This is a genomic window from Prevotella sp. C0026C3, from assembly GCF_056590795.1.
The window spans coordinates 186545-199693 of record NZ_JBWPWW010000003.1 but is presented as its reverse complement, the minus strand read 5'-3'; the positions used below and the strand labels follow the sequence as shown (position 1 = coordinate 199693).

14 protein-coding genes are annotated in these 13149 nt (G+C 42.1%); 11 read left to right on the top strand and 3 right to left on the bottom strand.

Annotated features, from left to right (window positions below; translation table 11 throughout):
• Nucleotides 1–76 precede the first annotated feature (76 nt).
• The 5 genes from AC1EK4_RS03155 (at nucleotide 77) to AC1EK4_RS03135 (ending at nucleotide 7227) form a co-directional block, all read left to right on the top strand.
• The gene (locus AC1EK4_RS03155; RefSeq protein WP_480356997.1) at nucleotides 77–2158 is read left to right on the top strand and encodes a M3 family metallopeptidase; all 2082 of its coding nucleotides are present in this window, start codon (nucleotides 77–79) and stop codon (nucleotides 2156–2158) included.
• Nucleotides 2159–2480: 322 nt separating this feature from the next.
• Nucleotides 2481–4562, top strand: a complete 2082-nt coding sequence (locus AC1EK4_RS03150) for a M3 family metallopeptidase (RefSeq protein ID WP_480356972.1) — start codon at nucleotides 2481–2483, stop codon at nucleotides 4560–4562.
• Nucleotides 4563–4564: 2 nt separating this feature from the next.
• Nucleotides 4565–5002, top strand: coding sequence for a deoxycytidylate deaminase (locus tag AC1EK4_RS03145; protein ID WP_036896505.1), 438 nt, complete (start codon nucleotides 4565–4567; stop codon nucleotides 5000–5002).
• Nucleotides 4989–6638, top strand: a complete 1650-nt coding sequence (locus AC1EK4_RS03140; RefSeq protein WP_062434805.1) for a S41 family peptidase — start codon at nucleotides 4989–4991, stop codon at nucleotides 6636–6638. The genes AC1EK4_RS03145 and AC1EK4_RS03140 overlap by 14 nt, the downstream gene beginning before the upstream one ends.
• A 46-nt stretch (nucleotides 6639–6684) precedes the next feature.
• The gene (locus AC1EK4_RS03135) at nucleotides 6685–7227 is read left to right on the top strand and encodes a 5-formyltetrahydrofolate cyclo-ligase (RefSeq protein WP_480356970.1); all 543 of its coding nucleotides are present in this window, start codon (nucleotides 6685–6687) and stop codon (nucleotides 7225–7227) included.
• A 9-nt stretch (nucleotides 7228–7236) separates the two neighbouring features.
• Here AC1EK4_RS03135 and AC1EK4_RS03130 read toward each other — a convergent pair whose 3' ends face one another.
• On the bottom strand, nucleotides 7237–7527 hold the full coding sequence (locus AC1EK4_RS03130; RefSeq protein ID WP_480356969.1) for a DciA family protein: 291 nt from the start codon (nucleotides 7525–7527) through the stop codon (nucleotides 7237–7239).
• A gap of 6 nt (nucleotides 7528–7533) precedes the next feature.
• A complete protein-coding gene (recF, locus tag AC1EK4_RS03125) occupies nucleotides 7534–8637 on the bottom strand; it encodes a DNA replication/repair protein RecF (protein ID WP_036896512.1) in 1104 nt (367 codons plus the stop codon).
• Nucleotides 8638–8801: 164 nt separating this feature from the next.
• On the opposite strand from recF, the gene AC1EK4_RS03120 reads away from it, so the two are divergent.
• From AC1EK4_RS03120 to AC1EK4_RS03105, 4 genes are read left to right on the top strand one after another with little or no spacing between them, the layout of a single operon-like run.
• Complete coding sequence (locus tag AC1EK4_RS03120; RefSeq protein WP_062434792.1) at nucleotides 8802–9503, top strand: tetratricopeptide repeat protein; 702 nt, start codon at nucleotides 8802–8804, stop codon at nucleotides 9501–9503.
• Nucleotides 9503–9979: a 6,7-dimethyl-8-ribityllumazine synthase gene (ribH, locus tag AC1EK4_RS03115; RefSeq protein ID WP_036896514.1), complete on the top strand. Its 477-nt coding sequence runs from the start codon at nucleotides 9503–9505 to the stop codon at nucleotides 9977–9979. The genes AC1EK4_RS03120 and ribH overlap by 1 nt, the downstream gene beginning before the upstream one ends.
• Nucleotides 9980–9991: 12 nt before the next feature.
• Complete coding sequence (locus AC1EK4_RS03110; protein WP_480356967.1) at nucleotides 9992–10489, top strand: 3'-5' exonuclease; 498 nt, start codon at nucleotides 9992–9994, stop codon at nucleotides 10487–10489.
• A gap of 22 nt (nucleotides 10490–10511) precedes the next feature.
• Nucleotides 10512–10892, top strand: coding sequence for a DUF6557 family protein (locus AC1EK4_RS03105; protein WP_036896516.1), 381 nt, complete (start codon nucleotides 10512–10514; stop codon nucleotides 10890–10892).
• A gap of 14 nt (nucleotides 10893–10906) precedes the next feature.
• Here the strand turns inward: AC1EK4_RS03105 and AC1EK4_RS03100 are convergent, their stop codons facing one another.
• The gene (locus tag AC1EK4_RS03100; RefSeq protein WP_480356965.1) at nucleotides 10907–11494 is read right to left on the bottom strand and encodes a DUF4738 domain-containing protein; all 588 of its coding nucleotides are present in this window, start codon (nucleotides 11492–11494) and stop codon (nucleotides 10907–10909) included.
• A 252-nt stretch (nucleotides 11495–11746) separates the two neighbouring features.
• Between AC1EK4_RS03100 and AC1EK4_RS03095 the strand changes: the two genes are divergently transcribed.
• Both AC1EK4_RS03095 and AC1EK4_RS03090 read left to right on the top strand, forming a co-directional pair.
• A complete protein-coding gene (locus AC1EK4_RS03095; protein WP_480356964.1) occupies nucleotides 11747–12427 on the top strand; it encodes a DUF4230 domain-containing protein in 681 nt (226 codons plus the stop codon).
• A 4-nt stretch (nucleotides 12428–12431) separates the two neighbouring features.
• The gene (locus AC1EK4_RS03090; RefSeq protein WP_036896519.1) at nucleotides 12432–13070 is read left to right on the top strand and encodes a DUF4230 domain-containing protein; all 639 of its coding nucleotides are present in this window, start codon (nucleotides 12432–12434) and stop codon (nucleotides 13068–13070) included.
• Nucleotides 13071–13149 lie beyond the last annotated feature (79 nt).

The window sequence follows — 13149 nt, the reverse complement described above, 5'->3', positions numbered from 1 at the left end:
CATATAAATTATGAACACAAAAACAAAGAAAGTGCTTCTTATCGCTATGTTTACTTGCGCCATTCCATGCTTACAAATGACTCAAGGCGTAACTAAAAAGAAAGCACAAACTCGCGTAACCAATTCACTCATGACACCCAGTACACTCCCATTTGGTGCACCCGACTTCAGCAAAATCAAGTCATCCGACTATGTACCTGCTATTCAAGCCGGTATCAAACAGCAACGACAGGAGATTGCCAACATCGTTAATAACAAGCAAACTCCAACTTTCAACAACACGATTTTGGCATACGAGAAGAGCGGTTTACTCTTAGACCGCGTTAGCAGTATATTCAATGCTGTGGCCGAAGCCGACAAAACATCGGAGTTAGAGCAAGCAGAGAATACCATTATACCGCTACTCACAGCCTTTGAAAATGAAGTTAGCTTCAATCAAAAGCTTTTCAAACGTATCAAATACGTCTACGATCATCAACAGAAATCGCTTACCGGAGAAGATCGCAAACTGCTTGAAGACGTCTATAAAGGCTTCGTGCGTTCCGGCGCCTTGCTGTCTCCTGAGAAAATGAAGCGCATGGAGACCATCAATAATCGTTTGGCCAAACTACAACAAGAGTTTGGTAACATGCTTCCCAAAGCTGCCAATGCCGCAGCCGTATGGGTGAATGACGTCAAGGAACTCGCGGGATTGAGCGATACAGATATTGCACAATGCAAGAAAGATGCCGAAAGTCGTGGTGGTAAAGCGCCTTACTGTATCGTCATTACCAACACCACACAACAGCCAATCTTGGCAAGTCTTGCTAACCGAAACTTACGTCAACGTGTCTTCGAGGCCTCAATCCACCGCGCTGATGGCACCGGTAGCTTCAACACATTCCCACTTGTATCGGAGATTGCACGCTTGCGTGCTGAGAAAGCTCAACTCATGGGATTCAAGGACTACGCTTCTTACTCTCTAGACAAAGCAATGGCCAAGAATCCAACTAATGCCTACAACTTCTTGAAAAAACTCATCAAAGCATACCAACCTAAAGCTGAAGCCGAAACAAAAGCTATCGAAGAATATGCTCGTAAGACAGAAGGAGCTGATTTTAAACTCCAACCTTACGACCGTTTCTACTATTCTGCAAAGATGAAAAAGGAGCAGTTCAATTTTTCTGACGACGATGTAAAACCTTATTTCAATATAGATACCGTACTCATCAAGGGTGTTTTCTACGCCGCACATCGTGTTTACGGTCTCAATTTCAAAGAACGTAAGGATCTGCCCACCTATCATAAGGACATGCAAGTATTTGATGTGCTGGACGAGAACGGCAAGCAAATAGCTTTATTCTATTGCGATTACTATCGTAGACCAACCAAACGAGGTGGAGCGTGGATGAGTTCGTTTGCCAAACAAAGCAAACTACGTGATCAATTACCACTCATCTACAACGTTTGCAACTACGCAAAGGCTCCCGAAGGACAACCAACACTCATCACATGGGACGATGTATGTACGCTATTCCACGAGTTTGGACACGCCCTCCACGGTATGCTTTCCAATTGTAAATACAATACTTTAAGTGGAACAGCTGTAACACGCGACTTCGTAGAAATGCCATCGCAATTCAATGAATCATTTGCCAGCATTCCCGAAGTGTTCAACAATTATGCTCGCCAATATCAAACCAACGAGCCGATGCCCGAAGATTTGAAAGCCAAGATGATGAACTCGCTCACCTTCCAATCTGCTTACGCCCTTGGCGAGAACCTCGCTGCCACTTGTGCCGATATGGCATGGCATTGCCTTGAGGCTTCTCAAGTGCCTTCAGCAGATAAGGCTAACGAGTTTGAAGCTACAGCATTGAGAGAGATTGGCCTCTTAGACAATCAGATACCTCCCCGCTATCACACTTCATATTTCAATCATGTATGGGGCGGTGGATATGCAGCCGGATACTATAGCTATCTTTGGAGTGAGGTGTTAGCAGTCAATGTTGCCGACTATTTCGCTACCCATGGAGCATTGACACGCCAAGTTGGTGACGCTTTCCGCACCAAAGTATTAAGCAAGGGCAACACCCTTGACTTAATGAGCATCTTCTCCGATTTCACAGGATTAAAAGAACCTGATGCCGCAGCACTGCTCAAGGCAAAGGGATTATAAGCATCAAGAAAATCGAGTAGTCTGTTATCGGACTACTCGATTTTCTTTTTATACAGTCTATCAAGACATCGTTATGATGCATTCATGACTCATTTACCTTACCATATATTTCTTATCAGACGACTGCAGAGGCCTAACAATTTCCCTGCCTAAAAACGGCAGTTTTACTGAAAAATCTAAACAGCAATATTGCCAAGTTGTTGCAGCAAAACAAGCATAGTATGCTCGGTTCCATAAATTAGCTAAAAAAGCGATAGTAAATTTTGTTATTATCCTGATTTAGCGTAACTTTACAGCTGCAAATAGCTTTTACTAAATTAGTATGAATGAGAATCAAATAGAGAAAGAAAATCGTATTAATCCTTTTTTAAAACCGTATAATACTCCACATGATACTATCCCCTTCAACTCCATTCAGACATCTGACTTTGAAGAGGCGTTCATGGAGGGAATCCGTCGTGATGATGAAGAGATTCAGAAGATTATCAACGACAAGGAAACACCGACATTCGAGAACACCATTATACGTGTAGACACAGAGAAAGGCGAACATTATTACGACTTATTGGACCGCGTATCCAACGTCTTCTCATGCATGTTGAGTGCCGAGACCAACGATGAGCTAGACGAATTGGCTCAAAAACTCAGCCCAATATTGACACAGCACGCCAACGATGTCAAACTAAACAAGCGTTTGTTCGAGCGTATCCAATATGTCTACAACCATCATCGCGACCTTACACCCGAAGAGCAAATGTTGCTCGAAACCAGTTATGACGGTTTTGTTAGAAGTGGTGCGCTGCTCAATGATGAACAAAAAGAGACCTTACGCAAACTGACAGAAGAAGCCGGCGTACTCTCTTTACAGTTCTCACAAAACCTGTTGAAAGAGAATAAAGCTTTCACGCTACACCTGACAGACGAGAAAGACCTTGCAGGACTGCCTGATACAGCTATCGAAGCTGCTGCGCAAACAGCAAAAGAAAAGAATGAGACGGGATGGATATTCACACTCGATTACCCCAGCTACAGTCCTTTCATGACCTATTCTGCATGTCGAGAATTACGCAAGCAAATGTACATGGCTCGCAACACTGAGTGTACACACAACAACAGCGAGAACAATCTGGAGATATGCAAGCGACTAGTAAACCTTAGAAGAGAGATTGCCCAACTGTTAGGATACGACACTTACGCTGACTATGTACTGAAACATCGTATGGCCAGCAATATAGACAACGTATATAAACTCCTAGACGACCTCCTCAAAGCATACAAACCGACTGCCATAGAAGAGGTAAAAGAGATTGAACAGTTGGCTAAACAGACCGAAAGCGACAACTTCCAACTGGAGCCATGGGACTTCGGTTACTACAGCCACAAGCTGCAAATGGAGAAGTACAATCTTGATGCAGAAATGCTCCGCCCCTATTTTGAATTGTCAAAAGTTATTGATGGCGTATTCGGATTGGCCAACCGGCTTTATGGAATCACTTTCAAAGAAGCCAAAGATATACAGGTGTACCATCCTGATGTAAAAGCATACGAGGTCTACGACAAAGACGGAAGCTATTTGGCTGTATTCTATGCCGACTTCCATCCGCGCAAAGGCAAACAAGGCGGGGCATGGATGACAGAATTCCAAGGCCAGTGGATAGACCACAAAGGAGTGAACGTGCGTCCGCACGTAAGCGTAGTAATGAACTTAACCAAACCTACCGACGAGAAGCCTGCATTGCTGACACTGAGCGAAGTAGAAACTTTCTTACACGAATTTGGACACTCCCTCCACGGCATGTTTGCCAATACTCGCTTCGAGAGCCTAAGTGGTACCAACGTATGGTGGGATTTTGTTGAGCTACCATCACAGTTCATGGAGAACTATTCGATAGAGAAAGAGTTTCTACGCACCTTTGCTTTCCATTATCAAACAGGCGAGCCATTACCCGACGAGTTGATAGACCGCATTGTCCGTAGCCGCAACTTCATGGCCGCCTACAACTGTTTACGCCAAGTAAGTTTTGGACTTTTAGATATGGCTTACTACACACGGAAAGATGTTTTCGATGCCGACATCATCCCATTTGAGAAGAAGGCATGGGAAGAAGCAATCATTACCAAGCAACAACCCGATACATGTATGACCGTGCAGTTCTCACACATTATGGCCGGAGGGTATGCGGCAGGCTACTATAGCTACAAGTGGGCAGAGGTATTAGATGCTGATGCGTTCAGTCTATTTAAGAAAAACGGCATCTTCGATGTAAAAACAGCCCAAAGTTTTAGAGATAACGTGCTATCAAAAGGTGGTACTGAGCACCCTATGACGCTCTATAAGCGATTCCGCGGACAAGAGCCTACCATTGAAGCATTGTTGGTTCGCAATGGTATCAAGCAAGCATAACCATGAATAAGAAGCAAGAGAAACTAGATTTAAGATATCTGCGCATGGCTAGAATATGGGCAGAAAACTCTTATTGTGAGCGCAGAAAGGTAGGCGCATTGGTGGTTAAAGACAAGATGATTATCAGTGACGGCTACAACGGAACGCCCAGTGGTTTTGAAAATGTGTGCGAAGACGAGAACAAGTTGACCAAGCCCTACGTGCTACACGCAGAAGCCAATGCCATCACCAAGTTGGCACGATCGTCAAACAACAGCGATGGGAGTACGCTCTATGTGACGGCTTCTCCCTGTATAGAGTGTGCCAAGCTGATTATCCAAGCCGGTATCAAACGCGTTGTTTACGGTGAGAAGTACCGTTTGGAAGATGGTATCAACTTATTAAAGAGGGCAAATATAGAAGTAATATATTTAAATCCTGACGACAATGAATCAAAATAAGAATCGTTATATGCCGCTATTGATGGCACTTAGTGTTGTCTTAGGTATTATTATCGGTACATTTTACGCCAATCATTTCTCTGGAAACAGACTGAATATTATCAATTCGGGTAGTAACAGGCTCAACAATCTGCTGCACATCATTGATGATCAATACGTGGATAAGGTGAATATGGACTCTTTGGTAGACCATGCCATCCCGCAGATACTGTCTGAATTGGATCCCCACTCAGTCTATATCAGTGCAGCAGACGTACAGGCTGCCAGTGATGATTTGAAAGGTTCTTTCTCTGGAGTCGGTATTGAATTCACCATTAGAGAAGATACTATACACGTCCAAAACGTCATTAAAAACGGGCCGGCAGAAAGGGCTGGCATCTTGGCAGGGGATAAAATCGTAAGCATTGACGGTAAACCTTTCGCCGGAAAGATGGTAACACAAAGCGAAGCTATGCACCGATTGAAAGGTCCGAAAGACACAAAAGTCAAGATTGGAGTACTGCGCTATGGTGTCAAAGAGGCTAAATACTTCACTGTTACACGTGCTGATATTCCGGTAAAGAGCATCGCTGCCACTTATATGCTTGATGATAATACCGGTTACATACGCATTAAGAACTTTGGAGAAACTACATATCCGGAGCTCCTTATCTCATTGGCGAAGCTCTCACAAGAAGGTTTCTCTAATCTAGTGATAGACCTTCGCGACAATACAGGCGGTTATTTGAACTCTGCCGTACAAATGGCTAACGAGTTTTTACCAAAGAATAAGCTTATCGTTTATACTGAAGGACGTAAGAGTCCACGCCAAGACTATCGTTCTGATGGACATGGAAGTTATCAGAAAATCCCAATGATAGTACTTATCAACGAAGGTTCGGCTTCATCGGCTGAAATTTTTGCCGGTGCCATGCAGGATAATGACCGCGCTACTATCATCGGTCGGCGCTCGTTCGGAAAGGGATTGGTACAGAAACAAATCGGTTTTCCGGACGGCAGCATGATTCGACTAACCATCGCACGCTACTACACTCCATCGGGAAGATGTATCCAAAAGCCTTATACAGGCGGCAAATACAATGAGTATGAACAGGATTTGATAAGCCGTTATCAGCATGGTGAATACTTCTCGCAAGACAGTATTAAACATACAGGACCAGCATATCACACTGGCATAGGACGTACAGTATATGGTGGAGGTGGCATTACGCCGGACATATTCGTACCGGAAGATACGCTTGGTATGACTTCTTACTACAAGCAAGCAGCCATAAGCGGACTCATCTTGCAGTATGCTTTCACCTATACAGACGACAATCGACTGAAGTTGAACAACTTTAAAGAAATGTCGGAGTTAAGCGATTATCTTGCAAAGCAGAACTTAGTAGATAAGTTTGCAACCTATGCAGAGGGTAAAGGACTGCAACGCCGTAATCTACTTATCAAACGTAGCTACTCCCTACTCAACAAGTATATCAACAGCCGAATCATCTATAATATGCTAGATGAAGAAGCATGGAATGAATATATCAACATTTCAGATCCGGTTATCAGTCGAACTTTGGCGGTATTCAAAGCAAATGCAGCTTTCCCAAAAGTAATTGAAAAGCCTGCGACTCCAAAGAACAAGAAATAAAAAGATAGGAGTGTGGAAATTCCACACTCCTATTTGCTATCATAATATGAAAATAACAGATAAGAAAGCATTACGCAGAATCATACGGGAACGAAAGAAACAATATACTCCAGAACAATTGACTGCCATGTCAAAGGAAATTGTTACACGATTGCTTTCACATCCTCGTATCCTGCAAGCTAAATATATACTACTCTATTATTCGCTTCCCGACGAAATTGATACGCATTGCTTAGCCGACCAACTGATAGCTATGGGAAAGCAAATCCTCCTACCTGTCATAGTCGGTGAGACTGATTTAATCCTTAGAAGATACACCGGCACACAAGATTTGAAAGCAGATAATGCCTTTCATATATTGGAGCCGACGGGCGAATTATTTACTGAGTATGAGAAAATAGAGGTAGGTATTATCCCCGGTATGAGTTTCGACAATCATGGAAACAGACTCGGAAGGGGCAAAGGGTATTATGATAGATTGCTCACACAGATACCACATCTATATAAAATAGGTGTATGTTTCGACTTTCAGAAAGTAGATTATGTACCGACATCGGAATACGATGTTCCTATGGATGAAGTCTTATAACGCCGAGAATCAGTAAAACTTAATATCAGAGATGATAAATCCCCCCACCTGTTCATTCAAACGAGTGACTAACTTTCCTTTCATCATGCTGAGATCTTGACGTAATGCCGGATTAGAAATCTTGACCAAGAGGGTTTGGTTTTTGATAAATAGAGACTGAGTATAACGAGCTATGGTCGGTCCTGCGACTGTCGGCCATGAATCAATCAGCCGTTTTTGCTTGAGAGGAATCTCCAATCCCTCTACACGCAAAAACTTATTAAGGACTTCATCGAGTGTTAAGACCTGTCGTTTGAACATATCTGATTATATTTTCTCTATTATTTCGCCATTCTCAACTGAAAATAGCTTATAATCACAATGGCTACTTTGCAAAATTTGATCAAGGTGGTCGCGATTAGTATCGGTCATAAATATCTGCCCATAGCTATCTCCCGATACCAGTTTTACGATTTGCTCAACCCGGCGAGCATCCAGTTTATCAAAAATATCATCAAGCAATAACAAAGGAACTGTATTGGAAGATGTGCGCTTTAAGAAATCAAATTGCGCCAATTTAAGTGCCAATACAAATGTCTTATGCTGTCCCTGACTCCCTTCGCGTCTTAACTGATAGCCTCCAAGAAGCATCTCTATGTCATCACGATGGATACCGTGAAGCGAATAACCCACTGCCCTATCTTTGAATCTATCACGTTGTATCACATCCAAAAGGCGGCCACGTTGGCAATGTGATACATAGTTTAGGGATACGGTCTCCTTATTTTCAGAAATAGATTGATATATCTGTTGGAATAATGGCACTAATTCCCGGATGAAAGCATCACGTTTTTGGAACACAAATTCACCATTCTCAGCCATCTGTTGTTCCCAAATTTCCATCAGTTGCACATCAGGTTCGGCCTCCATTTTGAGCAAAGCATTACGCTGCTGCAACGCTTTATTGTAAGCCATCAGGGCTTCCATATAGCCATGATCATATTGTGAAATCACAATATCCATCAATCTGCGACGCTCATCACTGCCCCCCTCAATCAAAATACTGTCGGCAGGAGACACAAAGACCAATGGTATTAGTCCTATATGTTCAACCAATCGCTTATAATCTTTCTTATTCCGCTTGAATCGTTTACGCTGTCCGCGCTTCATACCACAGTACACATCCTCTACATCCCCGGCATCATTGAGATACTTACCATCCAAAACCATGAAGTCGGAATCGTGCTTCATGATTTGGGAATCAATCGGATTGAAAGCACTTCGGCAAAAAGAAAGATAGTAAATAGCATCTAGTAAATTGGTCTTCCCTTCACCATTACTTCCTATTAGGCAATTCAATTTCGGAGACAACTGCAAATCAGCCGACTCAATATTCTTAAAATTAATAATGGAAATCTTATCCAATAACATCGTAGATGCAAAGTTAGGGGTTTTGATATTCATAAACGAAAAAAAGGGATAAATAAATTTCAATATATGAGATATATTCAGTACTTTTGCGACAAATATGGTATACAGGTCTCAACATGTATACCTTTGCTTTTTAGCCGAAATAATAAAAAACATATAAAGTAATGTCAAAACAGAACGAACAGGGAGTTTTCGAAGCTAATGAAGCTCTCAACAAGTCAGAAGCTTTCTTTGATAAATACAAGAAAGCCATCATCGGTGCAGTCATTGCCCTTATTGTTATCATTGTAGGATTCTTCCTTTACAAGGCTTATGTAGCCGGTCCACGTGAAGAAAAAGCAAGCACGGAACTAGGAAAGGGACAGGAATACTTTAACAACGAGATGTTCGACAAGGCTCTCAATGGCGATGGTGCTGGTTATGCCGGCTTCGTTAAGATTGCAGATGACTTCAGTGGAACAGACGCAGCTAACTTGGCTAACCTTTATGCAGGTCTTTGCTACGCCAATTTAGAGAAGTGGAATGATGCTGTAAAATATCTCGATCAGTATTCACCTGCTGATGATGCGATGATAAGTCCGGCTGCAGTTGCTGCTTTAGGCAATGCTTACGCTCATGTAAACCAATTGGATAAGGCTATCAGCAACTTGAAGAAAGCTGCAGATATGGCCGATAGCGAAGGCAATGATGGTGTAAATGTAAGTCTGTCACCAACTTTCTTATTGCAAGCCGGTGAACTATTGGAGAGCCAAGGTAAGAAAGATGAAGCCCTGAAAATCTATCAAGATATCAAGAGCAAGTATGTAAACTCAGCCCTCGTTCAAAGTCAGGAAATAGACAAATACATAGAACGCGCTTCACGATAATGGCAACAGCATTACATAATCTTTCAGATTACGACCTCAGCAAGGTTCCTGATGCAAGCAACATGTGCTTCGGTATCGTTGTCTCAGAATGGAACCCTGAGGTAACAGGAGCCTTACTTGATGGCGCAGTGAAGACTCTTGAGAAGCATGGAGCGTTGCCAGAGAACATCCATGTGAAGACTGTTCCCGGAAGTTTCGAGCTTGTTTATGGAGCACATCAGATGATTCTCAATGGCGGCTATGACGCTGTTATCATTCTAGGATGCGTGATTCGTGGTGAAACACCGCATTTTGATTATATCTGTCAAGGCGTAACTGCCGGCATCGCAAGGCTCAATGCCACAAGTGAAATTCCCGTAGTTTATGGTCTATTGACCACTAACGACTTGCAACAAGCTCAAGATCGTTGTGGTGGTCGACTGGGTAACAAGGGGGATGAATGCGCGGTTGTTGCCATTAAGATGGCTAAATTCTAAAGAATAGTATAGTTGAAAGACTTTGCAGCTATAGATTTTGAGACTGCAAATGGTTACCGAACAAGCGTTTGTAGTGTAGGTGTGGTGATAGTAGAGAATGGGATTATAACCGATTCATACTATCACCTCATTCGTCCTGTACCTAATTATTACAATCCATACAATACTGCTGTACATGGATTGACGCGCGAAGACACTGACGATGCACCTAGTTTTCCTGATGTTTGGGCTGAGATTGCTCCCAAGATTAAGCATCTTCCACTCGTCGCTCACAACAAAGCTTTCGACGAAAGCTGTTTGAAAGCCGTGTTCAATGCCTACGAATTGGCCTATCCAAACTATCCTTTCTTCTGTACTCTCGCTAGTGCACGCCGACGATTCCGCAAGACTGAGATTGCCAACTATCAACTACATACAGTCGCAGCCAAGTGCGGTTACATACTAGAAAACCACCATCACGCCTTAGCCGATGCTGAAGCATGCGCCCATATAGCTATTAAGATATTATAAGCAACCCATTCAATAAAACAAAATGAAATTACATCAACTCTTTCAGGCATACGATTTCGATGAAGTCATGCCCATCATCAACGATATGTTCCCCGGAACTAGCAAGTACAGAGAACCACTAGAAACAGCATACAATCTCATCCTTCAGATGAAACCAGTCCCAAACAAAGCTGCAATCCGCTATAAAATAATGGATTCAGACAATAAGGGAGAACAGTATATGGGGGCAGAGGACAGTGCTTTCATGACTACATGGGAGGTATGCCTTGGCAAAGATATCTCAAAAGAAGGCGGTGTAGACCTCAGCAACGCAGAGATTTTGGCCAATTGCCTAGTCAACATGTGCTTCATCAGCAAGTATCCCAAAGCCTTTGAAGCTGCTCGCAAAAAACTTCTAAAATAAACAATTAGAGGGGACTAAATCCCCTCTTCCTCAGACAACTCGTCTTCTGTCTTTTGTGTTCCATCTCCTGTATCCAATTGGGTATCCTTCGAAATGGCAACAGTTCCTGTCCTTGAAATCATCAAAACCAGAGGAACGTATTCATCACTCATCTTATCTGGTGAGCCCACGCTGGCTGCAAAGCGCAATCTGTCGCCCTGTGCTGCATCCAACACGACGCCTAACAGCGCACTATTTTTCTTGTAAATATCATCCACATAAGATTCGAAATCACTTTTAGTGAAAGTACGATTAAAGAATTCCGAACCATCTTTACGCAGTATTTTCACAGTTATTTTGTTATCATAGTAGCGATTTCCGCTATCATCAACAACCAATTTCAAAGTTTCGTCGGCCTGTCTGGATACCACAACCTTATAAGTTGCTCCAATCCATTCCACATTTCGCGTTTGTAAATAGTCTCCAATCTTTTGCGGTTTCTTATTTATCACCTGAGCTTTAGGCTTATGGGTGATAATATCTTGGCTCTTTTTGGCTTCCTTACAGCCAGTAAGTCCACCAACAAGCATGCTTATCACTATGAAAGATAAAAATCGTTGCATCGTACAATGGTTCATTTAGGAAGCAAAGTTAATAAAAAACCGCGATAAAAACAACGGCATCTACCGCTAAAACAAATTTAGCAGTTTCTACTGCCAAAAGATTCAAGCCCAATTAATAAATATATATGAAATACGAGACATCTATGTTTTTTTACTATCTTTGCATAAGATAGGTTGCATTTGGCAAATAGAAAAAAGTTTTCTTTGGGCTCATTTACACTATCTTTGCACCAATTAAACAAGTATCATTAAATGAAATATCTCTTTTTTTACATATTTATGTCTGTAGTTTTCTTTTGTTCCTGTTCTCAACATAAGACTACAGAAATATTGAACGAGTCTCCTATTGACACCATCCCACAGATGATTATGCAAATACAGCGAACATCTCGGCTCTATACGGCAGAATGTAAGGTACATAAAATCATCACCCATGATGACCAAAAGAAGATTTCTGGCTCGTTCATGAGCAAGGATTTCAGTATCAATCTTCCCCTCGGTAATCGCAAAGTTGCCATTCCAATGAACGCAACCATCAAAGCATACATTGACTTCGACAACTTCTCAAAAGAGAACATACGTAAAAAAGGAGATAAAATCAACATTATATTACCAGACCCGAAACTAGTTCTTACCAGTTCGAAGATAAACCATCGAGAAGTAAAACAATATGTAGCGTTCACTCGTTCCGACTTCAGTGATGCCGAACTTACATCGTTCGAGAAGCAAGGGCGACAAGCTATCATCAACGATATTCCCCATTTAGGCATCATCAATCAAGCCAAAGAGAGCGCTGCACGGACCTTGATTCCTATCATCAAACAAATGGGATATACAGAAGAAAATGTCATTATAACATTCCGCAAAGAGTTTACTATCAGCGACTTACCAACACTATTAGACTATTCAACAATAGAGAAGATCAACAATTAGACACATGGAGCACCCCAATAACAATCCCATACTCGCAGCTTTAAAACATCTCTCAAAAGCTGTATGGATTACCATCATCACCCTATTCTTATTGATAATACTCGCCATTACTACCTTTACATGGTATAATCGCGACAATCATGTAGCCATCAACAGCGACAATCGTATAGATATAACCCCTACTCAGATTCGGTCTATCGAGAATATCGGTGAATGGGAGTTCTTGTCTATCAGCGACGAAGAGTTTGTAGACACTGTGAAACGAGGCTTCTTCGGCGATTCTAAACTTGCACGTATCTATTACGGAACGCTCCGAATAGGTATCAACATGCATGAAGCCACACCCGATTGGATTCAAACCGATGGTGATACCATCCAAGCCACGCTCCCACCTATCAAACTTCTAGACAACGATTTCATTGATGAGACAAAAACACAATCGTTTTATGAAGAAGGCAAATGGACCAATGTCGACCGTGAATTACTTTATAAGAAAGCATATAAGCTGATGAAACAAAGATGTCTTACGCCGCAAAACATAGAACATGCACAAGAAAATGCCACACGGCAATTCTATAGTCTCTTCAAATCCATGGGTTATGAGAATGTCCGTATCACATTCCAAACAAATGAAAAGAAGTGATATGAATAGTTCATATCACTTCTAATTTATTCCTTAAATACTATTCTTCAATCACTGCTATGGCCTAGCAACCACTCTG